The sequence below is a fragment of the Pseudomonas bijieensis genome (genome assembly GCF_013347965.1).
In the GTDB taxonomy this organism is placed as follows: Bacteria; Pseudomonadota; Gammaproteobacteria; order Pseudomonadales; family Pseudomonadaceae; genus Aquipseudomonas; species Aquipseudomonas bijieensis.
On record NZ_CP048810.1, the window covers coordinates 3,831,321 to 3,854,711 of the forward strand.

Annotated in this window: 20 protein-coding genes; 12 read left to right on the plus strand and 8 right to left on the minus strand. The window is 61.3% G+C overall.

The annotated features are described in order from the left end of the window. Positions 1 to 18: 18 nt before the first annotated feature. Positions 19 to 372 carry a DUF1493 family protein gene (locus GN234_RS16770; protein ID WP_109751924.1) on the plus strand — a complete coding sequence of 118 codons (354 nt, stop codon included), beginning with the start codon at positions 19 to 21 and terminating at the stop codon, positions 370 to 372. 138 nt (positions 373 to 510) lie between these two features. On the opposite strand, the gene GN234_RS16775 is transcribed toward GN234_RS16770, so the two are convergent. The 3 genes from GN234_RS16775 to GN234_RS16785 form a co-directional block, all read right to left on the minus strand. Then, positions 511 to 2,055: a phosphoenolpyruvate carboxykinase gene (locus GN234_RS16775; protein WP_109751923.1), complete on the minus strand. Its 1,545-nt coding sequence runs from the start codon at positions 2,053 to 2,055 to the stop codon at positions 511 to 513. A gap of 178 nt (positions 2,056 to 2,233) precedes the next feature. Continuing rightward, entirely contained in the window at positions 2,234 to 3,136 is a 903-nt protein-coding gene (gene hslO / locus GN234_RS16780; protein ID WP_116833941.1) for an Hsp33 family molecular chaperone HslO, read from the minus strand. Between the two features lie 255 nt (positions 3,137 to 3,391). Then, positions 3,392 to 3,796, minus strand: coding sequence for an RNA-binding S4 domain-containing protein (locus GN234_RS16785; protein ID WP_109752348.1), 405 nt, complete (start codon positions 3,794 to 3,796; stop codon positions 3,392 to 3,394). A gap of 236 nt (positions 3,797 to 4,032) precedes the next feature. Between GN234_RS16785 and rimB the strand changes: the two genes are divergently transcribed. Continuing rightward, on the plus strand, positions 4,033 to 4,515 hold the full coding sequence (gene rimB, locus GN234_RS16790) for a retropepsin-like aspartic endopeptidase RimB (protein ID WP_109751921.1): 483 nt from the start codon (positions 4,033 to 4,035) through the stop codon (positions 4,513 to 4,515). After that, on the plus strand, positions 4,512 to 5,417 hold the full coding sequence (rimK, locus tag GN234_RS16795; protein ID WP_003196697.1) for a 30S ribosomal protein S6--L-glutamate ligase: 906 nt from the start codon (positions 4,512 to 4,514) through the stop codon (positions 5,415 to 5,417). The genes rimB and rimK overlap by 4 nt, the downstream gene beginning before the upstream one ends. A gap of 137 nt (positions 5,418 to 5,554) precedes the next feature. Here rimK and GN234_RS16800 read toward each other — a convergent pair whose 3' ends face one another. Together GN234_RS16800 and ompR are read right to left on the minus strand one after the other, a co-directional pair. Beyond that, positions 5,555 to 6,868, minus strand: coding sequence for an ATP-binding protein (locus GN234_RS16800; RefSeq protein ID WP_176688796.1), 1,314 nt, complete (start codon positions 6,866 to 6,868; stop codon positions 5,555 to 5,557). 113 nt (positions 6,869 to 6,981) lie between these two features. Beyond that, positions 6,982 to 7,722: an osmolarity response regulator transcription factor OmpR gene (gene ompR / locus GN234_RS16805; RefSeq protein ID WP_003196691.1), complete on the minus strand. Its 741-nt coding sequence runs from the start codon at positions 7,720 to 7,722 to the stop codon at positions 6,982 to 6,984. Between the two features lie 358 nt (positions 7,723 to 8,080). Between ompR and GN234_RS16810 the strand changes: the two genes are divergently transcribed. From GN234_RS16810 to tauD, 7 genes are all read left to right on the plus strand, one after another. Continuing rightward, positions 8,081 to 10,405: a Tex family protein gene (locus tag GN234_RS16810; RefSeq protein WP_176688797.1), complete on the plus strand. Its 2,325-nt coding sequence runs from the start codon at positions 8,081 to 8,083 to the stop codon at positions 10,403 to 10,405. Beyond that, positions 10,405 to 10,788 (plus strand): PaaI family thioesterase, encoded by a 384-nt coding sequence (locus tag GN234_RS16815; RefSeq protein WP_109751919.1) that lies wholly within the window; start codon positions 10,405 to 10,407, stop codon positions 10,786 to 10,788. The genes GN234_RS16810 and GN234_RS16815 overlap by 1 nt, the downstream gene beginning before the upstream one ends. A 271-nt stretch (positions 10,789 to 11,059) precedes the next feature. Continuing rightward, positions 11,060 to 12,643, plus strand: a complete 1,584-nt coding sequence (gene gshA / locus GN234_RS16820; RefSeq protein WP_109751918.1) for a glutamate--cysteine ligase — start codon at positions 11,060 to 11,062, stop codon at positions 12,641 to 12,643. A gap of 246 nt (positions 12,644 to 12,889) precedes the next feature. Beyond that, positions 12,890 to 13,867 carry a taurine ABC transporter substrate-binding protein gene (gene tauA / locus GN234_RS16825; protein WP_116833939.1) on the plus strand — a complete coding sequence of 326 codons (978 nt, stop codon included), beginning with the start codon at positions 12,890 to 12,892 and terminating at the stop codon, positions 13,865 to 13,867. A gap of 21 nt (positions 13,868 to 13,888) precedes the next feature. Continuing rightward, positions 13,889 to 14,683, plus strand: a complete 795-nt coding sequence (gene tauB / locus GN234_RS16830; protein WP_176688798.1) for a taurine ABC transporter ATP-binding subunit — start codon at positions 13,889 to 13,891, stop codon at positions 14,681 to 14,683. Continuing rightward, positions 14,683 to 15,522: a taurine ABC transporter permease TauC gene (tauC, locus tag GN234_RS16835; protein ID WP_176688799.1), complete on the plus strand. Its 840-nt coding sequence runs from the start codon at positions 14,683 to 14,685 to the stop codon at positions 15,520 to 15,522. Before tauB ends, tauC begins: the two co-directional genes overlap by 1 nt. A gap of 51 nt (positions 15,523 to 15,573) precedes the next feature. Continuing rightward, a complete protein-coding gene (gene tauD, locus GN234_RS16840; protein WP_116833937.1) occupies positions 15,574 to 16,416 on the plus strand; it encodes a taurine dioxygenase in 843 nt (280 codons plus the stop codon). Between the two features lie 186 nt (positions 16,417 to 16,602). On the opposite strand, the gene mgrA is transcribed toward tauD, so the two are convergent. Beyond that, positions 16,603 to 17,640: an L-glyceraldehyde 3-phosphate reductase gene (mgrA, locus tag GN234_RS16845; protein ID WP_109751913.1), complete on the minus strand. Its 1,038-nt coding sequence runs from the start codon at positions 17,638 to 17,640 to the stop codon at positions 16,603 to 16,605. A 206-nt stretch (positions 17,641 to 17,846) separates the two neighbouring features. After that, entirely contained in the window at positions 17,847 to 18,737 is an 891-nt protein-coding gene (locus GN234_RS16850; RefSeq protein WP_176688800.1) for a LysR family transcriptional regulator, read from the minus strand. A 131-nt stretch (positions 18,738 to 18,868) separates the two neighbouring features. Here GN234_RS16850 and GN234_RS16855 point away from each other — a divergent pair, with 131 nt between their 5' ends. Next, positions 18,869 to 19,609, plus strand: coding sequence for an SDR family oxidoreductase (locus GN234_RS16855; RefSeq protein ID WP_109751911.1), 741 nt, complete (start codon positions 18,869 to 18,871; stop codon positions 19,607 to 19,609). Positions 19,610 to 19,762: 153 nt separating this feature from the next. Here GN234_RS16855 and betT read toward each other — a convergent pair whose 3' ends face one another. Then, positions 19,763 to 21,724 carry a choline transporter BetT gene (betT, locus tag GN234_RS16860; RefSeq protein ID WP_162893935.1) on the minus strand — a complete coding sequence of 654 codons (1,962 nt, stop codon included), beginning with the start codon at positions 21,722 to 21,724 and terminating at the stop codon, positions 19,763 to 19,765. A 410-nt stretch (positions 21,725 to 22,134) separates the two neighbouring features. Between betT and GN234_RS16865 the strand changes: the two genes are divergently transcribed. Beyond that, positions 22,135 to 23,133, plus strand: coding sequence for a D-cysteine desulfhydrase (locus GN234_RS16865; RefSeq protein WP_109751909.1), 999 nt, complete (start codon positions 22,135 to 22,137; stop codon positions 23,131 to 23,133). Positions 23,134 to 23,391: the final 258 nt, after the last annotated feature.

Below are 23,391 nucleotides of genomic sequence, written 5' to 3' on the forward strand. Positions count from 1 at the left end.
CCCTCCGGAAACTTCGCCATGCACCTCGCCCCAGACTTCCCCGACGATCACACCATGCGCCAGCTCATGGAGTTGCTTCACGAAGAAATCGGCCTGCCTGAACGCAAGACGATTCGCCTGGAAACTGCGATCAATCTCGACTTGGGTTGCGATGGCGCGGACGCCCGTCATTTGATGGAGGCGCTGGAGGAGCGGTTCGCCCTCGAGCTGATCGATTACGACGCGTACCGCTATTTTCAGCCTGAAGGGTTTGATGTGTTTCAAAAGCGCAGGGCCAAGGGCCGTGGCAACAAGATACCGTTAACCATCGGCATGCTTTACAAGGCGATCAAGGCACAACGATGGGATACGCGGGAAGTGGAAGCAGCCTAGCTAACCGGGCGGTCTCAAGTGGCACTGCTTGGCCCGATTTCAGCAGGAATAATGGCAGCTTCCATACCATGTACGAGTAAATAGCCGGCCATAAAAAAACCGCCCATGAAGGGCGGTTTTTCATTCACCAACCAAACCTTACAACTGCGGACCTGCCGCCTTGATCGCGTCGCTCACGTCGAACTTCTTGAAGTTCTCGATGAACAGGCCGGCCAATGCCTTGGCCGCTTCGTCGTAGGCAGCTTTGTCGGCCCAGGTGTTGCGCGGGTTCAACAGGCCAGTCTCGACGCCCGGTACAGCCAGTGGCACGTCCAGGTTGATGATGTCCAGGTGTTCGGTTTCAACACCGATCAGCGCGCCGCTCTGGATCGCCGCGATCACCGCACGGGTGGTCGGGATGTTGAAGCGCTTGCCAACGCCATAGCCGCCACCGGTCCAGCCAGTGTTGACCAGGTAGACCTTGGAGCCGAAGCCACGGATACGCTTGATCAGCAGTTCCGCGTACTCACCGGCAGGGCGCGGGAAGAACGGGGCGCCGAAGCAGGTGGAGAACGTCGACTTGATGCCGCTGCCCGAGCCCATTTCGGTCGAGCCCACCAGCGCGGTGTAGCCGGACAGGAAGTGGTAGGCGGCTTGTTCTTCGCTGAGGATCGAGACTGGCGGCAGTACGCCGGTCAGGTCGCAGGTCAGGAAGATCACGGCATTTGGCTCGCCACCGAGGTTTTTCGGCGCGCGTTTTTCGATCAGCTCACGTGGGTAAGCAGCGCGGCTGTTCTGGGTCAGGCTGTCGTCGGCGTAGTCGGCTTTCTTGGTGACCGGGTCCAGGACGACGTTTTCCAGTACAGCGCCGTGCTGGATGGCCTTCCAGATCACCGGCTCGTTTTTCTCGGACAGGTCGATGCACTTGGCATAGCAGCCGCCTTCGATGTTGAAGACCACGCCCACGCCCCAACCGTGTTCATCGTCACCGATCAGGTAACGGCTTTCATCGGCGGACAGGGTGGTCTTGCCAGTGCCCGACAGGCCGAAGAACAGGGTCACATCGCCCTCTTCGCCCATGTTGGCGGCGCAGTGCATCGGCAGCACGTCAACAGCCGGCAGCAGGAAGTTCTGCACGGAGAACAGGGCTTTTTTCATTTCACCGGCGTAGCGCATGCCGGCGATCAGCACTTTCTTGGCCGCGAAGTTGATGATCACGGTGCCGTCGGAATTGGTGCCGTCGCGCTCAGGCTCGCAAACGAAGTTCGGTGCGTTGAGGATCTGCCACTCGTCCTTGCCACCGGCGTTGTACTGCTCGGGGTTGATGAACAGGCAACGGCCGAACAGGTTGTGCCAGGCGGTTTCGGTGGTCATCTTGACCGGCAGGTAGTGCGCAGGATCGGAACCTACATGCACGTGGGAGACGAAACGCTCGCGCTCGCCCAGGTAGGCTTCGACGCGGTTCCACAGGGCATCGAACTTGTCGGCCGGGAATTTGCGGTTGATCGGGCCCCAGGCGATGGCGTCCTGGGTGGTTGGCTCTTCTACGATGAAACGGTCGACTGGCGAGCGACCGGTACGATGACCGGTACGAACAACCAGAGCGCCAGTATCGGCAAGCTCGCCTTCACCGCGATTCAGGGCTTCTTTGACCAGATCATCGACACTCAGATCGGTGTACACGGCGTTATTGGCTTGCGTCATGAGATTCCCCGTCGGCCCGTGGCCGAGTGCTCCAAACGTTTTGTAGTAGGAAGTCGCGCACTACTACCCGAAAAAAGTGGGCCGGATTATGCCAGAAAAGCCCAAAAAAAGTAGGGCCCTCCGGTCAGTACGGCGTAAATCCGGCGTTTGCCAGGAGATTTACCTGCGCTGAACCGTTTTAGTGACGAGTATCTGACGGTGTGTCGACACCCGCACCGGCGAACAATTGAGCGATGTCCGCCGCGTCGAACAGGTAGCGCTCGTTGCAAAACTGGCAATCGATCTCGATGGCGCCGCCATGCTCGATCACCAGTTGCTGCGCATCTTCCAGACCCAGACTGACCAGCGCATTGCCGGAACGTTCACGGGAGCAGCTGCATTCGAAGCGCAACGGCTGGCCGTCGAACAGGCGTACCTGCTCCTCGTGATAGAGGCGATGCAGCACGGTTTCGTTGTCCAGGCCCAGCAGTTCATCGGCGCTCAGGGTGCTGGCCAGAGCGGTAATGTGCTGCCAACTGGCGTCACGTTCTTCCGGGTCGCGCAGGCGATCGGCGGGCAGTTGTTGCAGCAGCAAACCGCGAGCGCGCCGCCCGTCGGCGTAGAGCCAGAAGCGGGTATTGGTCTGCTGGGACATGACGAAGTAGTTGGTGAAACATTCAGCCAGGGTCGCGCCGTCGAGATCGACGATGCCCTGGTAACGCTTGCCATGGGTCGGGTCGACCGTCAGGGCCAGTACGCCATTGGGCATCATGTCGGCCAGGGTCGCGTCGGGCGCGATCTGCTCGGCGTGGTAACGGGCCAGGCCACGGATCTCACGTTCGCTGGAACATTCGATCATCAGCAGCGGGACCGGCCCTTCGGAACGTGCCTGGAGAATCAGCAATCCATCGAACTTCAAGGTGCCCACCAGCAGCGCCGCAGCCGCCATCAGCTCGCCGAGCAGTTGCGCGACCGGCTCCGGATAGGGGTGCTTGGCGAGGACTTCGGCGTAGCTACGCTCCAACGCCACCAGCTCGCCACGGGCGTCGCTGTCATCGAAGATGAAACGTTGGGTGTAGTCGGTATCCGGTAAATCAGTCATAGGGTCTGGTATCTGCGGTGATGACAAATGATAGCGGGCATTTTATGGGCATTCGGGGTGGGTTCCAAGCAAGGCTTGGGCTGGCCTGACGGGAAGGCGCTGCCAACTCATCTGAATATGTGGGCCTGACACACTGTGGCGAGGAGCTTGCTCCCGCTGGGCTGCGCAGCGGCCCCAAAATCTTACGGTCGCTGCGCAACCGAGCGGGAGCAAGCTCCCTCGCCACGGGTACTCTGACCTCAAATGGCCAGTGCTTTATTCGCTATTGCTGCCATGAAACTTGAACAGGTCCCGGCGCTGCTTCTTGCTCGGTTTGCCATCGGTGCTGACGCCCAGGGCGCCGGCCTTGCGTTGCGCGGCGGCGGCTTCGCGCTTGGCGATGCTGGCTTCGGTTTCGCGATACAGGGCCTGTGCCTCAGGTGCGCCGCGACGCACGATCGACAGGGCCTCGACCACCACGGTCTTTTCATCGAACCCGGTGCGGATGACAAATTCGTCGCCGATACGTGGTTCCTTGCCCGGCTTGCAACGCTCTCCCCGGTGATGAACCTTGCCGCTTTCGATGGCGGTCTTGGCCAGGGCCCGCGTCTTGTAGAAGCGCGCCGCCCACAACCATTTATCGAGACGGACCTTGTCGTCCTCTGCGTTTTTTTGTGCCACTGCCATTCCTCTTTCTGCCAATAGCCGGAACTGTACTACCGTTTTTGTCGGGCGCACGAATCCGACGCGACAGATAGAATGCCCGCCAAAACCGACGCCATACGCATCCCTCGGGTCGGAATCGGTTACAAGCACAAACAAGTGCGTAGATAACTGTCGCCATTTTGTGATTATTCTGCGTGAATACCGCGATTCGCGGAGTCCACGATCCGATGTACTGATCGCAGGTTTTTTTATTGAAGACTTTTGACCATTTGACCGTTGTCGGTCTGCGCGAGTGGGTGGCGCTCCCGGATCTGGGAGTCGTGGGCCTGCGGGCAAAAATCGACACCGGTGCCAGCACCTCCAGCCTGCATGCCACCGACATCGAGCCGTTCGAGCGCGATGGCGAAAAGTGGGTTCGCTTCACTGCGCACCTCGGCACCGTGGTGCAGTTGCGCCATCGTCGCTGCGAAGCTCCGCTGGTGGCCCGCAAGACCATAAAGAGTTCCAACGGCCACGCTCAGGTCCGCTACGTGATCAGCACCACGTTGGCGCTGGGTGACCGGATCTGGCGAGTCGAATTCACCCTTGCCTGCCGAAAATCCATGCGATATCGCCTGTTACTGGGTTCCAAAGCCTTGATCGACGGCCAACTGGTGGTCAATCCGGGTACCAAATACGTTCAAGACAAGCCGGCATTCCCGGTGTCCACTACCTCTGCCACAGGTGTTGCATGAAGATCGCTGTGCTGTCGCGTAATCCGCGTCTGTATTCCACTCGTCGACTGGTTGAAGCCGGAACCGAACGAGGCCATGAAATGGTGGTGATCGATACCCTGCGCGCCTACATGAACATTGCCAGCCACAAGCCGCAGATCCATTACCGTGGCAAGCCGCTGGAAGGGTTCGATGCGGTGATCCCGCGCATCGGCGCATCGGTAACGTTCTATGGCTGCGCGGTGTTGCGCCAGTTCGAAATGATGGGCGTGTTTCCCCTCAACGAGTCGGTGGCCATCGCCCGTTCCCGGGACAAGCTGCGCTCGCTGCAGTTGCTGTCACGACGCGGGATCGGCCTGCCGGTCACCGGTTTTGCCCACTCTCCCGACGACATCCCCGACCTGATTGCGATGGTCAACGGCGCACCACTGGTGATCAAGGTGCTGGAAGGCACCCAGGGCATTGGCGTGGTCCTGTGTGAAACCGCAACGGCGGCGGAGTCGGTGATCGAAGCGTTCATGGGCCTGAAGCAAAACATCATGGTCCAGGAGTACATCAAGGAAGCCGGTGGCGCGGACATCCGCTGTTTCGTGGTCGGCGACAAAGTCATTGCCTCGATGAAACGCCAGGCCAAGCCCGGTGAGTTCCGCTCCAACCTGCATCGCGGTGGCAGTGCCAGCTTGATCAAGATCACCCCGGAAGAGCGCATGACCGCCCTGCGCGCGGCAAAAGTCATGGGCCTGGCGGTGGCAGGCGTGGATATCCTGCGTTCCAACCACGGACCGCTGGTGATGGAGGTCAACTCCTCGCCGGGCCTGGAAGGCATCGAGACCACCACGAGCAAGAACGTGGCGGGGATCATCATCGAGCACCTGGAAAAGAATGGCGGGCCGAACATGACCCGGACCAAGGGTAAAGGCTAAGTCAGAACAACAACTGTGGGAGCGAGCCTGCTCGCGATAGCGGTGGGTCCGTCAGCATCGATGTGACTGATATACCGCCATCGCGAGCAGGCTCGCTCTCACAGGCTCTTCCACGGGTCTCAGCCAGACTGGGATGGCTACACCGCATCCCGCGGCAGCATCAACCCCAACGGCAAGCGCACCCGCGCTTCCAGCCCGCCGCCAACGCGGTTGCGCAGTTCGACATTGCCGCCGTGCATCGAGGCGATGCGCTTGACGATGGCCAGGCCCAACCCCGTGCCCTTGCCGCCCCGGGCGCGGTCGCCGCGAGTGAAGGGGTTGAAGATGGCTTCCAGCTCCGAGGGATCGATACCAGCACCACGGTCCATGACACTCAACACCACGTAAGGCGCGCCGGTGTCACCGGAGACATAGGCTGCCACTTCAACGCCGGTGCCAGCATGGTTCAGGGCGTTGCCGATCAGGTTGTTCAGCAAACGCTTCATCGACACACGGCGCAACGGGAACGGCTGGATCGGTTCCAGGCGCAGGTGCACTTTCTCATCGTTCTGGTTATAGGGCGCGGCCACTTCCCGCACCAACTCACTGAGATCCACCTCTTCCACCGACTCGTCACGACCGTCGCGAATGAAGGCCAGGAACTGGTCGAGAATCGCGTCCATGTCCTCGATGTCGCGAACCATCTCGTCGGTCAGGTCGGTGTGCTCGCCCATCAACTCCAGCGACAACCGTAGCCGGGTCAGCGGAGTGCGCAGGTCATGGGATACGCCAGCGAGCATCAGTTCACGTTCCCGCCCGGCTTGCTCGACGTCCTCGGCCATCTGGTTGAAGGCGCGATAGACCTCGGTCATCTCGCTGGGTGTATCGCTGATGGGCAGCCGTACGCTGCGGCCCTGGCCCAGTTGGCGGGCCGCGTAGACCAGGCGTTTCAACGGTTGGTTGAGCTGGCTGACGAAGATCCAGGCCGATGCCGTCGACAACAGGCCGATGGCCAGGAACCAGCCAAGCACATTCCAGATTTTCTGGCCGCGCAGCGGATGCGGGTACAGCGGCACTTTCAGCCAGCCATCCCCCAGGCTCGGAGCCCGCACCCAAAGCGCCGGCGGCGAGTGCATGCGCAATCGCACCTCGGTATCGGCGCCCAGTTCGGCCTGCATCTGGCGTTGATAGATTTCGCTGTAGGGCCAGTGCTGCTCACCCTCCGGCACACCGGCGCCGACGACGCGGATCAGCGTCGCCGCCTCGGCTATTTTCGCCCGGTTGGTTTCGTCCGCCGCCCAGTAAGCCCTCAGGGTCAAGGCCACGCCGTGACTGTACTGCCGGTCCACGAGCACATCTTCGTTCATCAGCAGGTACACCAGCGTCAGTGCCTTGGAGAAGAGCACGACGATCAGCACCAGCCAGAGGGTGCGGGAGAAGAAGCTCTGGGGGAACCAAACGGGGGTTTTCATGAATAACCGCTACACACTTGCAGGAGCGAGCGATGCTCGCACATGACAGACCGCGAGTCGCCTGGAAGAAGACATTTCAACCCTCCAGGCCACCCGCTCCTACAAATCGCCGATCACTTGCTGGCGGCGCCATCCGGCACGAACACGTAGCCCACGCCCCAGACCGTCTGGATATACCGCGGCTTGGAAGGATCAGGCTCGATCATCCGGCGCAGGCGGGAAATCTGCACGTCGATGGAGCGCTCCAGCGCATCCCATTCACGGCCACGGGCCAGGTTCATCAGCTTGTCGCGGGTCAGCGGCTGGCGGGCGTTCATCACCAGGGCCTTGAGCACGGCGAACTCACCCGTGGTGAGCATGTGCACCTCATCGCCGCGCTTGAGCTCGCGAGTGGCCAGGGACAACTCATAGTCGCCGAAGGTCACGCTTTCGTCTTCGCTGCCCGGCGCGCCAGGTACCGGCGCCGACTGACGACGCAGCACCGCCTTGACGCGGGCCATCAGCTCGTCGGGGTTGAACGGCTTGGCCAGGTAATCGTCGGCGCCCAGTTCAAGGCCCTTGATACGGCTCAGCTCGTCGCCCTTGGCGGTGAGCATGATGATCGGGATCTGGTTGTTGGCGCCACGCAGGCGGCGGCAGGCTGTCAGGCCGTCTTCACCGGGCAGCATCAGGTCGAGCACCACCAGGTTGAAAACTTCACGGGCCAGCAGTCGATCCATCTGCTCGGTGTTCGGTACGGTACGGGCGCGGTAGCCCTTGCTGACGAAAAAACGTTCCAGCAGGCTGCTCAGCCCCGGATCGTCGTCAACGATAAGAATTTTTTCGCCTTCAGCAGTTTGTGCAGTGCTGCTCATAGGAAGCTCCTTTGATCTCGGCGCGCATTATGGCCTAGCTGCCGTTATACGCACCGTGTGCATTGTTAGCAGATTTTTCCTCTATCTCCACCAATCCGGGTATCGAGCCTACAGACCATGTCCCCCCCTCAAGGCGCAACGCTGGTTATAATGCGCGGCCTTTTGTGCCTGGGAATGTCGGATCGTGACCCCCGGGGTGCCATCTTTTCTCCTTGGCCAGGCAGCACTTTTTGAATTTCGCGGGTCAACAGGCAGCCTTTTGACCCAGGCAGCGGCGCATGCCAGGCCGCTCAACCAGTCTCGCCGAGCCCGGCTTCTGCGGTGGCGAGCCTGATTTCACAATTTGTCAGGTGGTTTTATGGACAGCATCAACAGCCGCATCGCCGAGGAACTCGGTGTACGCCCACAACAGGTCGAAGCGGCCGTCGCGCTACTCGATGAAGGCTCCACGGTGCCTTTCATCGCCCGTTACCGGAAAGAAGTGACCGGCAGCCTCGATGACACCCAATTGCGGCATCTGGAAGAGCGCTTGCGCTACCTGCGAGAACTCGACGAACGGCGTATCAGCATCCTGGCCAGCATCCAGGAGCAGGGCAAGCTGACTCCGCAACTTGAGCGCGACATCAAGCTGGCCGACACCAAGACCCGCCTCGAAGACTTGTACCTGCCCTACAAGCAAAAACGCCGCACCAAGGGCCAGATCGCCCTGGAGGCCGGACTCGGCGAGTTGGCCGACGGCCTGTTCAACGACCCGAGCCTGACCCCGGAAACCGAAGCTGCGCGCTTCGTCGATGCCGAAAAAGGCGTGGCGGACGTAAAAGCGGCGCTGGAAGGCGCCAAGTACATCCTCATGGAGCGTTTCGCCGAAGACGCCAACCTGTTGGAAAAACTGCGCAATTTCCTCAAACAGGAAGCTATCCTCAGCGCCCGGGTGATCGCCGGCAAGGAAGAGGAAGGCGCGAAGTTCCGCGACTACTTCGAACACGACGAACCGCTCAAGAGCATGCCATCACACCGCGCACTGGCGATTTTCCGGGGCCGCAACGAAGGCATTCTCAGTTCCGCACTGAAGGTCGGAGAAGAACTGCCCGGCACCATGCACCCATGTGAAGGCATGATCGGCCAGCAATTCGGCATCCAGAACCAGAACCGCGCCGCCGACAAATGGTTGGCCGAGGTGGTGCGCTGGACCTGGAAGGTCAAGCTTTACACCCACCTGGAAACCGACCTGCTGGGCGAGTTGCGCGACAACGCCGAGACCGAGGCGATCAACGTCTTCGCCCACAACCTGCACGACCTGCTGCTAGCCGCTCCGGCCGGCCCACGTGCCACCCTCGGCCTGGACCCGGGCCTGCGTACCGGTTGCAAGGTGGCGGTGGTGGACTCCACCGGCAAACTGCTGGACCACGCGACGGTTTACCCGCACGTGCCACACAACAAATGGGACCAGACCCTCGCCGTGCTCGCCGCCCTGTGCGCCAAGCATTCGGTGGACCTGATCGCCATCGGCAACGGCACCGCCAGCCGCGAGACCGACAAACTGGCCGCCGAGCTGATCAAGAAATACCCAGCCATGAAGATGACCAAGGTCATGGTCTCCGAAGCCGGCGCTTCGGTTTATTCGGCGTCGGAACTGGCCTCCAAGGAATTCCCGGACCTGGACGTCTCGATCCGTGGCGCGGTGTCCATCGCCCGTCGCCTGCAGGATCCGCTGGCGGAGTTGGTGAAGATCGATCCGAAATCCATCGGTGTCGGCCAGTACCAGCACGACGTTTCCCAGTTGAAACTGGCTCGTGGCCTGGACGCCGTGGTGGAGGATTGCGTGAACGCCGTGGGTGTGGACGTGAACACCGCTTCGGTGGCGCTGTTGGCGCGTATCTCGGGCCTCAATGCCACACTGGCGCAGAACATCGTCACCCACCGTGACGAACATGGCGCGTTCAAGACCCGCGCGGCGTTGAAGAAAGTCCCGCGTCTGGGAGAAAAAACCTTCGAGCAGGCTGCCGGTTTCCTACGTGTCATGAACGGTGACAACCCGCTGGACTCTTCGGCCGTTCACCCTGAAGCCTACCCGCTGGTGCAACGCATCGCCGCCCAGACCGACCGCGACATTCGTTCGCTGATCGGCGACGCCGCGTTCCTCAAGCGCCTGGATCCGAAGAAATTCACCGACGAAACCTTCGGCCTGCCCACCGTGACCGACATCCTTCAGGAACTGGAGAAACCCGGCCGTGACCCACGTCCCGAGTTCAAGACCGCCGAGTTCCAAGACGGTGTCGAAGACCTCAAGGACCTGCAACCGGGCATGATCCTCGAAGGCGTGGTGACCAACGTCACCAACTTCGGTGCCTTCGTCGACATCGGCGTGCACCAGGACGGTCTGGTGCACATCTCGGCCCTGTCGGAGAAGTTCATCAAGGACCCGCGCGAAGCCGTGAAGGCCGGTGATGTGGTGAAAGTGAAGGTCATGGAAGTCGACATCCCGCGCAAACGCGTCGGCCTGTCGATGCGCATGAGCGACACGCCCGGCGAGAAAGTCGACGGTGCCCGCGGTGCACGCCCTGGCTCGACACCTCGTCAGTCGCAAAACACCGCGCCGCGCAAGGAAACCGTCACCGCGGCCCCGACGAACAACGCCATGGCTTCGTTGTTCGCCAACGCCAAGCAGTTGAAGAAACGCTGATGGACGTGCCGGCCGGGTTGGTGGAAAGCGCGTTTTTCAAGCTGCTCGGCTGCCGTCTGCACAGCCTGGGGGACGGGGTGGCGCAAGTCGCCCTGGGCCTCGAGCCGCCGTTGCGCAACCGTGGCAACAAGCTGCATGGCGGCGCGCTGTTCAGCCTGGTGGACATCGCCATGGGCCTGGCCTGCTCCAGCGTCCACGGCTTTGACCAGCAGAGCGCCACCATCGAATGCAAGATCAATTACATTCGCGCCGTGTCCGACGGCGAAGTGTTGTGCACCGCCCGGGTCATCCACCCCGGCCGGCGCACACTGGTGGTCGAGGCCGAGGTGATGCAAGGCGACAAGCTGGTCGCAAAAGCGCAAGGCACGTTCGCTGTCCTATAGCTCACCGTCATCGATTTGAGTTAATTTCGACGCCACGAATGCGGTATCGAAACCTCTTGTGGGAGCGGGCCTGCTCGCGATAGCGGTATGTCAGTCAGCCCGATATTGACTGCTCCACCGCTATCGCGAGCAGGCTCGTTCCCACAGAGGGTTGAGGTGACTTGTCCTTGGCCGCATGAAAACCAGGCGAAAACGCCAGTTTTAACTTCACCCTTGTAGACCGTCTTGCCCACCCCCATATTGGGGCGACTGACGCGTGAAGGAATTCAACTTGAGCGACCTTTTAAACCGCCGCCTGGCCCTGCTCGGCGAGCGCGCCAACCTCTCCCTGCTCGAACAATGCCTGCACGGCATCGAGCGTGAATGCCTGCGCGTCACGGACGATGGCCACCTGGCACAGACCCCGCATCCCAAGGCCCTGGGTTCGGCACTGACCAACGAACAGATCACCACCGACTATTCCGAGTCGCTGCTGGAGTTCATCACCCCGGCCCTGGCCGACCCGGCCGATACCCTGCGCAGCCTCGACAAGATCCACCGGTTTGCCTACAGCAAACTCGGTGACGAGTACCTGTGGAGTCCTTCGATGCCGTGCCCGCTGCCGGAAGAGAAAGACATCCCGATCGCCTACTACGGCACCTCGAATATCGGTCGGCTCAAGTACGTCTACCGCAAGGGCCTGGCCCTGCGCTATGGCAAGACCATGCAATGCATTGCCGGGATCCACTACAACTTTTCCCTGCCGGAAAAGCTCTGGCCGCTGCTTCGGCAGAACGAAGCCGCCGACGTGAGCGACCGTGATTTCCAGTCTTCGTCCTACATCGCGCTGATCCGTAATTTCCGCCGCTACAGCTGGTTGCTGATGTACCTGTTCGGTGCCTCGCCGGCCCTGGACGCTGGTTTCCTGCGAGGTCGCCCGCACCAATTGGAGCAATTGGACCCGGACACCTTGTACCTACCCTATGCCACCAGCCTGCGCATGAGCGACCTGGGTTACCAGAGCAACGCCCAGGCCGGCCTCACGCCTTGCTACAACGACCTGACGAGCTACACCGACAGCCTGCGCAAAGCGGTGGCGACACCCTACGCGCCCTACGTCGAAGTCGGCACTCACCAGAACGGCGAGTGGGTGCAGCTCAATACCAACATCCTGCAGATCGAAAACGAGTACTACTCCAACATCCGCCCCAAACGCGTGACCTACACCGGCGAGCGGCCGATCCAGGCCTTGATGGCCCGGGGTATCCAGTACGTCGAAGTGCGCTGCCTGGACATCAACCCGTTCCTGCCGATGGGCATCGACCTCACCGAATCGCGCTTCCTCGATGCGTTCCTGCTGTATTGCGGCCTCAATGACAGCCCGCAGCTGGAAAACAACGAATGCGGCAACGCCACGAGCAACTTCCTCACGGTAGTCAAGGAAGGTCGCAAGCCAGGCCTGCAATTGCAGCGACAAGGCCAAGCAGTAGACATGCAGGCCTGGGCCGTCGAACTGCTGGAAAAAATCGCCCCGCTGGCCTCGCTGCTCGACCAGAGCCACGGTGGCGACGCCCACCGCCAGGCCTTGGACGCGCAACTGGCGAAGGTCCGTGATCCGTCCCTGACACCTTCCGCCCAAGTGCTGGCCGCCATGGCCGAGCATCAGGAAAGCTTTGCCCAGTTCTCCCTGCGCCAAAGCAAGGTCCACGCCGAATTCTTCCGCGCCGAGCCGTTACCAGCCCAGGAGCAGACAGCGTTCGAAGATGCCGCCCGGGAATCCCTGGTTCAACAAACTGAACTGGAGCAGAACGAAGTGGGGGATTTCGATGTGTTCGTGGGTTCGTATCAAGCGAGCATTCTGGCGATCAGTAACTGATCCCTCTTTGATCAGGACGCTTTTTGTGGCGAGGGAGCTTGCTCCCGCTGGACTGCGAAGCAGGCCCCTTTTACGGCTGCTGCGCAGCCGAGCGGGAGCAAGCTCCCTCGCCACAAGGGTTTCCAGTGTGGCTTATAGATTTTTTCGAAAATAAGCTCATTCGAAAAAGTTATTTATTTTTGAATTCTTAGATCATTTAGTCTCCTCCAACGCCGAACATCCGGCGGCCTGTTGAGGAGCTTTCCCATGACTTTGCGTTTCCCCCTTCGCCTTCTCGCGGCCGCCTCCCTGGCCGTCACCAGTTTTTTTGCCCAGGCAGCCGACCTGACCGTTGCCTACCAGACCACCGTCGACCCGGCCAAAGTCGCCCAGGCCGATGGCGCCTATGAAAAAGCCACCCAAGCCAAGATCGACTGGCGCAAGTTCGACAACGGTGCCGATGTCATCACCGCCATCGCCTCGGGCGACGTGCAGATCGGCTACCTCGGCTCCAGCCCGTTGACCGCGGCCATCACCCGCAAGGTCCCGGTGGAAACCTTCCTCATCGCCACCCAGATCGGCGCCGCCGAGGCCTTGGTGGTTCGCGACGGTTCCGGGATCAAAACCCCACAAGACCTGATCGGCAAGAAGATCGCCGTGCCGTTCGTCTCCACCGGCCATTACAGCCTGCTCGCCGCGTTGAAGCACTGGAACATCGACCCGTCGAAAGTCACCGTCCTCAACCTCGCGCCACCGGCCATCATCGCCGCCTGGAAGCGCGGCGACATCGACGCCACCTACGTCTGGGATCCAGCCCTGGGCGTGGCCAAGGAGAACGGCAAGGTATTGATCACATCCGCGGAACTGGCCAAGTTCGGCGCACCGACCTTCGACGCCTGGATCGTGCGCAAGGACTTCGCCCAGAAGCATCCTGAAATCGTCACCGCTTTCGCCAAAGTCACCCTGGATGCCTACGCCCAGTACCGCAAGGATCCACAAGCCTGGCTGGCCGATGCGTCCAACGTCGACAAACTGGTGAAGCTCTCCGGCGCCAAGGCCAGCGACATTCCGCTATTGCTGCAAGGCAACGTCTTTCCCCTGGCGGCCGATCAGGTCGTGAGCCTCGGCGCACCAACCACCCAAGCCATCACCGACACCGCGGCGTTCCTGAAAGAACAAGGCAAGGTCGAAGCCGTGCTGCCGGACTACGCGCCTTACGTCAGCGCCAAATACATCACTCGCTGATTGGAAAAAGGGAGACACGCGATGGCCTTGCTACAGCTGGAGCGCATCAGCGCACAGTACCCCGGCGCGGCGGAACCTGTGCTGGCGGATATTTCCCTGACCCTGGGGCCCCGGCAACTGCTGGTTGCCCTCGGCCCGTCCGGCAGTGGCAAGACTTCGCTGTTGAACCTGATTGCCGGGTTCGTCGAACCCAGCGCCGGGCAGATCACCCTGGACGGCGTACCGGTCAAGGGGCCGAGTGCCGAACGCGGCGTGGTGTTCCAGGACGATGCGCTGCTGCCTTGGCAGGACGTGCTGGCAAACGTTGGGTTCGGCCTGGAACTGGCCGGGGTTGCCAAGCAAAAGCGCGAAGCCCGGGCCCGGGAAATGCTTGCCCTGGTGGACCTGGCCGGTTTCGAGCAACGCCGCGTCTGGCAGCTCTCCGGCGGCCAGAAGCAGCGTGTTGGCCTGGCCCGGGCATTGGCGGCCGACCCGCGCGTGCTGTTGATGGACGAGCCTTTCGGCGCGCTGGACGCTTTCACCCGCGAGCATATGCAGGAACTGTTACTACAAGTCTGGCAGCGCACCGCCAAGCCGGTGTTCCTGATTACCCATGACATTGAAGAGGCCGTGTTCCTCGCTACCGACTTGATCCTGTTGGCGCCAAACCCGGGGCAAGTCGTCGAGCGCCTGAGCCTGGATTTCGGCCAGCGCTATGGGGCCGGGGAGTCGGCGCGATCGATCAAGTCCGACCCGCGCTTTATCGAAACCCGCGAGCATGTACTCGCCAAGGTGTTCGCCCAACGCAGCGCCACTCGACCACAGGAGAGCGCATGATGAGCAGCTACGAAATTCCAGCCGTGGTCAGTGACGCGGCGCCCCAGCGCTCGGCCATCGGCCCGAGCCCCAACCTGAGCACACGTTGGATCAGCGGCTTGACCCTGATCGCACTGCTGGCGGTCTGGTGGGCCGTCACGGCCAGTGGCCTGATCGAACCGCTGTTCCTGCCCTCGCCGTCTGCCGTGCTGCAAAAGGGCTGGCTGCTGGCGACCAGCGGCTACATGGACTCCACCCTCTGGCAACACTTGGCCGCCAGCCTTGAACGCATCGGCCTGGGCCTGTTGTTCGCGGTACTGACAGCGGTGCCAGTGGGCATCGCCATTGGTGCCAACCGCATCGCTCGCGGCGTGCTCGATCCGTTGATCGAGTTCTACCGGCCGATTCCACCGTTGGCATATCTGCCGTTGATCGTGATCTGGTGCGGCATCGGTGAGTTGTCGAAAGTGCTGTTGATCTACCTGGCGATCTTCGCCCCGATCGCCATCGCCACCGCCACGGGTGTGCGCACCGTCGACCGGGCCAAGTTGCGCGCGGCACAATCGTTGGGCGCCACGCGGGCCCAGTTGATTCGCCATGTGATCGTGCCCAGTGCCTTGCCGGACATTCTCACCGGCATTCGCATTGGCCTGGGCGTGGGTTGGTCGACCCTGGTGGCCGCCGAGCTGATTGCCGCCACCAGCGGCCTGGGGTTCATGGTTCAGTCAGCGGCGCAGTTCCTGGTCACCGATGTGGTGGTGCTGGGGATCCTGGTGATCGCACTGATCGCCTTCGCCATGGAAATGGGCTTGCGCGCCCTGCAACGCAAACTGGTGCCGTGGCACGGCCAGCCCCATTGATAGCCAATGACCACGCCGACCATTCGGCGCCCCCACTGCGAGAACACGACAATGAGCCGCCCGACCATTACTCCTTTGAGCATCGCCCTCGGCGCGCAGATCAGCGGGATCGACATCAGCCAGCCCTTGAGCCCGGAACATCGCGACGTCATCGAGCAGGCCCTGCTTGAGCATCAGGTGCTGTTCTTTCGCGACCAGCCCATCGAACCGACGCAGCAAGCGCGATTCGCCGGATATTTTGGCGACCTGCACATTCATCCGATCTACCCCAACATACCGGAGCAGCCGCAAGTCCTGGTGCTCGACACTGCCGTCACCGATGTTCGCGACAACGCCGTGTGGCACACCGACGTGACCTTTCTCCCGACGCCCGCGATGGGCGCGGTGCTCAGCGCCAAACTGCTGCCGGCGTTTGGCGGAGATACGTTGTGGGCCAGTGGCATCGCGGCTTACGAAGCCTTGTCGGCGCCGTTGAAGCGCTTACTGGAAGGCCTGACGGCGACTCACGACTTCACCCGCTCGTTTCCCTTGGAGCGTTTTGGCAACAGCGCCGAAGACCTGGCGCGCTGGGAAGAAGCACGGCGGAAAAACCCGCCGCTGTCCCATCCGGTGATCCGCACCCACCCGGTGAGTGGGCGTCGGTCGCTGTTCGTCAATGAAGGCTTCACGACAAGGATCAACGAGCTATCGGAAAGCGAAAGCGAGGTGATCCTGAAACTGCTGTTCGCCCACGCCACCCGCCCGGAATTCACCCTGCGCTGGCGTTGGCAGGTCAACGATGTGGCGTTCTGGGACAACCGCGTCACCCAGCATTTCGCCGTGGACGACTATCGCCCGGCCCGGCGGGTGATGCACCGGGCGACGGTGTTGGGGGATGTGCCGTTTTTCAGGTGAGGCACTGAATCTGAATTGCTCTTGTGGCGAGGGGATTTATCCCCGCTCGGCTGCACAGCAGCCCCAAAACAGATAACTCGATTCCACCTGATACACCGCGTGCTCAGGTTTGGGGTTGCTTCGCAGCCCAACGGGGATAAATCCCCTCGCCACAGGGTTTTGTGTTCACCGTACTTGCAGAGGTGGTTACTCCGCCGACGAAGGTTTCTCCCAAAGATTGATTCCGCCCTCCTGGGCAAACCGGTCGATCTCGGCCAGTTCTTCAGCGCTAAAGCTCAGGTTCTTCAGTGCCCCGACGTTCTCGATGATCTGCTCCGGCCGGCTGGCGCCGATCAGGGCGGAGGTGACCCGGGGATCACGCAGGGTCCAGGCCAGGGCCATTTGCGCCAGGCTCTGCCCGCGCCGCTGGGCGATCTCATTGAGCGCGCGCACGTGGGCGATGTTCTCCTCCGACAGGTGCGAAGCCTGCAACGAGCCGCCGCCCGGACGGTTCACCCGCGCATCGGCCGGAACGCCCTTGAGGTACTTGTCGGTCAGCAGGCCCTGGGCCAGTGGCGTGAAGGCGATCACACCGGTACCCAGTTCGTCGGTGGCGTCCAGCAGGTCTTTCTCCACCCAGCGGTTGAGCAGGTTGTAGGCCGGCTGGTGGATCAGCAGCGGGACTTTCCACTCCTTGAGCAGCGCCGCCATTTCCCGGGTCTTCACCCCGGAATACGAGGAGATGCCAATGTACAACGCCTTGCCCTGCTGCACTGCGGTGGCCAGCGCACTGGCGGTTTCTTCCAGTGGCGTATCGGGGTCAAAGCGGTGGGAATAGAAGATATCCACGTAGTCGAGCCCCAGGCGTTGCAGGCTCTGGTCAAGGCTGGCGAGCACGTATTTGCGCGAGCCACCGCCCTGACCGTAAGGCCCCGGCCACATGTCCCAACCGGCCTTGCTGGAGATGATCAATTCATCGCGGTACTGCTTGAAGTCTTCGCGCAGCAGTCGACCGAAATTGATCTCGGCGCTGCCGTACGGCGGGCCGTAGTTGTTCGCCAGGTCGAAGTGGTTGATACCCAGGTCGAACGCCGTGCGCAGCAGGGCGCGCTGGGTGTCGATGGGCGTACTGTCACCAAAGTTGTGCCACAACCCCAGCGACAGCGCTGGCAGCACCAGCCCACTGCGACCGACGCGGCGGTAAGGAATGGACTCGTAACGGTTTTCGGCAGCGGTGTAGGTCATCGAAAGGCTCTCTGTTCGCACGCTTGTGGCACAAGCTAACATTTCACAGACGCCTCGGTCAGGCTGAAAGTTCGCATATCAGGTGTGGGAGCGGGCTTGCTCGCGAAAGCGGTGTGTCAGTCAGCACAAATTTCGAATTTGCCGACGCATTCGCGAGCAAGCCCGCTCCCACAGGGTTTGGCAGTGCCAGGAAATCGGAGGGCACACTAACGCGTCTGCGCAAACACCTCCGCCACCCAATCCACGAACACCCGCACCCGTGGCGACATGAGTCGGTTGTGCGGATAAAGCACCGAGACCGGCATGGACGGTGGTGGGGTGGCGGGGAGGACTTCCTGCATCAGGCCCTGCCGGATCGGCTCTTGCATTCGGTAATACGGGCATTGGATCAAGCCCAGGCCGGCAATGGCCGAGGCGGCGTAGATTTCGGCACCGGACACCGACAACGTCCCCCCAATCGGCACCTCCTTGAGTTCGCCATCGACCATGAACTCGAACGGATAGAGCTTGCTGGTGGTCCGCGAGACGTAATTCACCGCCCGGTGATGTTTCAAGTCATCGAGGCTTTTCGGTTCGCCGTACTGGCGCAGGTAACCGGGGCTGGCACAGGTGATCTGCCGAAGGTTGGCGACACGTCGGCCAATCAATGACGAGTCCGTCAGCGCACCGGAGCGCAACACGCAATCGACGCCCTCGGCAATCAGGTCGACGAAACGATCCGCCTCGCTGATAAACAGTTCTATTTCGGGGTAGCGGGCCATGAATTGCGGCAACGCCGGGATCACGAAATACCTGGCCTGAGTGCCATGCAGGTCTACTCTGAGTTTGCCCTTGGGCGCCACGCCGCGAAACGCCAGCTCGGCTTCTTCGAGTTCCGCCAGCAATTGCACGCAGCGCGGGTAGTAGGCTTCGCCGTCGAGGGTCGGGCGCACCTTGCGAGTGCTGCGCTCCAGCAAACGCACGCCCAGCCAGGCTTCGAATTGATTGAGCGTGTGGGTCAGCGTGGCCCGGGGCATGTTCAAGTCTTCAGCGGCCAGGGTGAAGCTGCTGCGTTCGTATATGCGGACAAATACCCTCATCGCCTTGACCTGGTCCATTTGAATCCCGCGGGCTGATTGTTGAAAAAAATTGAACAGTCAAGGCAACTCTCGTGCATTTATCGCCAAGAGTAAACATGTGAATCTGGCTGCAACGAATCACAACCCCTCACTCTCAAAGGAACCCTCACATGACTGTTCAAAACTCGAAAGTTGCCATCGTGACCGGCGCCTCCCGCGGCATCGGCGCCGAAATCGCCAAGCAACTGGCCAGCGAAGGTTTTGCCGTCGTCATCAATTACGCCAACAGCGCCAGCGAGGCGTCCAAATTGGTGGTGCAGTTGCGCCAGGCCGGCCACCAAGCCATAGCGGTCAAGGCAGACGTGTCCTCTGCCGCGGATGTGCGGCAGATGTTCGATGAAACCGAAGCGAAACTGGGCAAGGTCGACGTGCTGATCAACAACGCCGGCATCCTCCAGGTGATGCCCCTGGCGCAGCACAGCGACGAGCTGTTCGAGCAGACGTTCGCCATCAACACCCGTGGCACCTTCAATACCCTGCGCGAAGCCGCGACCCGCCTGAACGACGGTGGCCGGATCGTGAATTTTTCCAGCAGCACCGTTGGCCTGAACCTGCCCGGCTACTCGGTGTACATCGCCAGCAAGGCGGCGGTGGAGTCGCTGACCCAGGTGTTCGCCAAGGAATTGCGCGGCCGCCAGATCACGGTCAATGCCGTGGCCCCCGGCCCGGTCGCCACTGAACTGTTCATGCATGGCAAGAGCGAGGAGCAGATCCAGAACTACGCCAAGATGCCGCCCTTGGAACGCCTCGGCCAGCCGGAAGACATCGCCAGCATCATCGCGTTCCTGGTCAGTCCCGCCGCCGGCTGGGTGAACGGGCAGATCTTGCGGGCCAACGGCGGCCTGGTCTGAGGCTTTATTCTCCGTCGCCAGCCACACCGCCATCGCGAGCAGGCTCGCTCCCACAAGGCAATCACTTAAACCTGTGGGAGCGAGCCTGCTCGCGATGGGGCCAGAGCGGTGCAGATGAAGATCTGCTCGGCTACCTTTATCCTTGGGCTTCGATCAGCGCACCAGATGCAGGAACTGCAGGTGCCGCTCGTACTGGTCGAGAATGTCGTTGATCACCTGCTCCTTGGTGTAGCCCACCAGGTCGTAATCCTGGCTGCCTTCGCTCAGGTGTACTTCGGCACGGTAGTAACGACGGTTGTTGAGTTCCTTCGAGCCCATGCCACCGCGAGCGAAGGATGGCGTGAAGTAGCCGCGCATCTGCACCTGGTAAATGAACGGATGTTGCTCGCCGTGACCGATCTCCAGGCTGACGCTGTCATTGGCCGGGTCTGGCTGGGTCACCACCGTCAGGCCCTTCTCGACGAACACCGCGGTCACTTCTTCAATGGCCGGACGTACCGTGGTGTCGAGGAAACGGTACACCTCATCCCGAGACGGGAAATGCACCGCCTGGCTCAACCGCTGGCGCCAGCCGCCCGTGCCCCGGCGCGATCCAGATACCGGCGCCAGGGAATGCAATTGCGCGATCTGCTTCTGGGATTCCAGGTAGAACGCCTTGTGCAGGCCCCACATCATCAACAGCAGAATCAGCGAGAACGGCAAGGAAGTCAGCACCACCGCCGACTTCAAGGCATCGATACTGCCGGAGAACAGCAACGCACTGGTCACCAGGGCGGTCATCGCGCCCCAGAACACTCGCAGCCATTTCGGCCCGTCCTCATCAGGGTTGCCGCCCTTGGCCGACAACGTCGACAGCACCACGGTACCGGAGTCGGCGGACGTGACAAAGAACACGAAGCTGATGAACACCGTGACCGCGATGACAGTCTTGCTCCACGGGTAGGTTTCCAGCAGCAGGTAAAGGCTCATCGATGGATTTTCCAGGGCCGACATGCCCAGGGCGCTCATGCCGTGGTTCAGCACTTGGTCGATGGCGCTGTTGCCAAAGATCGACATCCACGCCAGGGTGAACCCCAGGGGAATCAGCAGCACACCAAACACGAATTCGCGGATGGTGCGACCACGGGAAATCCGCGCGATGAACAGCCCCACGAACGGCGACCAGGCGATCCACCAGGCCCAGTAGAACACCGTCCAACCGCCCAGCCAGTCGCTGGGTTTGTCATAGGCGTACAGGTCGAAGCTCTTCATCGGCAAGGCACCGAGGTAATCGCCGATGTTCTGGATCAAGGTGTTGAGCAAATGCTGGGTGGGCCCGGCAAACAGCACAAACAACAGCAACGCACAGGCCAACAACATGTTGATGTCGGACATGACCCGCACGCCTTTGTCGACACCGGCCACCGCGACGATGATCGCCGCGCCCATCATCAGCACGATCAGGCCGACTTGAATCCATTGGGTGTGGGCGACACCGAACAGGTAATCGAGCCCTGAATTCAGGTGCAATACCCCGAAGCCCATGTCCGCGCCGAGACCGAACACCGTGGCGATGATGCCGAAACCGTCCACCGCATAGCCGATGGGGCCGTTGATGCGCTTGCCGATCAGCGGGTACAACGCCGAACGCAGGGCCAGAGGCAAATTGTGCCGATAGGCGAAGTACGCCAGGGCCATGCCGACGAAGGCGAACACGCCCCAACCGTGCAGGCCCCAGTGCAGAAACAGAATCTGCATGGCCTGGCGCGCCGCGTCAGCGGTACCGGCCTCGCCCTGGGGCGGCTGCACCAAGTGGGTCAACGGCTCGGAGACGCAGAAGAAAAATAGCGTGATGCTGATGCCGGCGGCGAACAGCATGCCAGCCCAGGACAGGTAACTGAATTCGGGTTCGTCGTGGTCGGCACCGAGCTTGATCTTGCCGTAGCCGGACAAGGCGGTGACCACCACGAAGACCAGATACAGCGTCATCGCCAGCATGTAATACCAGCCGACCGTATTGGCCGCCCAGTTCTGCGCCGCCAGCAGCCAGGCACCGGCCTGCTCCGGCACGGCAATCACCACCAGGCCGAACAACAGGATGAAAGTCGCCGCGAAATAAAACACCGGCGGGTTCATGCGGACCAGGCCGCTGGGTGGGAGGGACGAGGCACTCATGGGCAGTGCACTCCGGAAAGCGAAAGGATGGCGGTCGAAAACGGACTCGGCAAAGGCAAGCCTCCTGTTGTGAGCGGGCAGCAAACCGACGGTTTAACTTGAATGAACGTTCAAGTTAAACATGAATAGGTAGCTAAGGACTAATCGCAAGGCTCGACGGCACGTTTCCTACGCTAGCCTACGGAAGGGTATGACGTTGCCTGGAGAGCATTCGTTCACAGATGCCCTTGCAAATACAGACCCTGTGGGTTTTTTGGTGTTCATCCATTTGCGTCCCCTTCCCCGTTTACGCCCCGACAAACGATTGCCGGTTGCCCATGAATATCGGCGTGCCTATAGTCCAGACATCGCCTACAACCAGTACGGACCCCATGATCAAACAACAGTTGTCTCGCTTTAACCGTCTCGACCTGCTCGGCCATCCGACACCGCTGGAAAAACTCGAGCGCCTCTCCACCTGGCTCGGCCGGGACATCTATATCAAGCGCGACGACCTGACGCCCCTGGCCTTGGGCGGCAACAAACTGCGCAAGCTCGAATACCTAGCCGCCGATGCAATCGCCCAGGGCGCCGACACCCTTATTACCGCCGGCGCGATCCAGTCCAACCATGTACGCCAGACCGCCGCCCTGGCCGCGAAGCTGGGCCTGGGTTGCGTGGCCCTGCTGGAAAACCCCATCGGCACCGAGGACAGCAATTACCTGGGCAACGGCAACCGATTGCTGCTGGAGCTGTTCGACACCAAGGTCGAGCTGGTGGAAAACCTGGACAACGCCGATGAGCAGCTCCAGGCCCTGGCCGGTCGCCTGCGCAGCAACGGGAAAAAACCCTACCTGGTGCCGATTGGTGGTTCGAACGCCTTGGGCGCGTTGGGGTACGTGCGCGCCGGCCTGGAACTGGCCGAGCAGATCAAGGACACCGGGATCGAGTTCGCCGCCGTGGTACTGGCCTCGGGCAGTGCCGGCACCCACAGCGGCCTGGCGCTGGGGTTGAGTGAAAGCCTGCCGACGCTTCCGGTCATTGGCGTCACGGTTTCACGTAGCGAGGAGGACCAGTTTCCAAAGGTCCAGGGTTTGGCCGAACGCACCGCCCAGTTGCTGGACGTGGCCCTTCCCGAGGCTTTCAAAGTGAACCTGTGGGATGAGTACTTCGCGCCCCGCTACGGTGAGCCAAACGCCGGGACCCTGGCGGCGGTCAAGCTGCTGGCCAGCCAGGAAGGCCTGTTGCTGGATCCGGTCTACACCGGCAAGGCCATGGCCGGCCTGCTCGACGGCATTGGCCGCGACCGCTTCGACGACGGCCCGATCATCTTCCTGCATACCGGCGGTGCGCCCGCGTTGTTTGCCTATAACGCGGCGTTCCAGGCTTAGTGAAGTTCCCAATGTGGGAGCGAGCCTGCTCGCGATGGCAGTGTTTCAGCGGAATAAATTTCGACTAATCCACCGCCATCGCGAGCAAGCTCGTTCCCACAGGCACTCATTCCAAATAAGCATATATGCTTGATTTAATATTATTTTAGAATCTATAACGGCCACCCTATAGTCTCGCCACAGGCGCATTTGCCGCGAGACGCCCAGGCTGCTTTAAGGCAGGATGTGGCAATTTTTTCGGATCGCGGCTACGCCTTA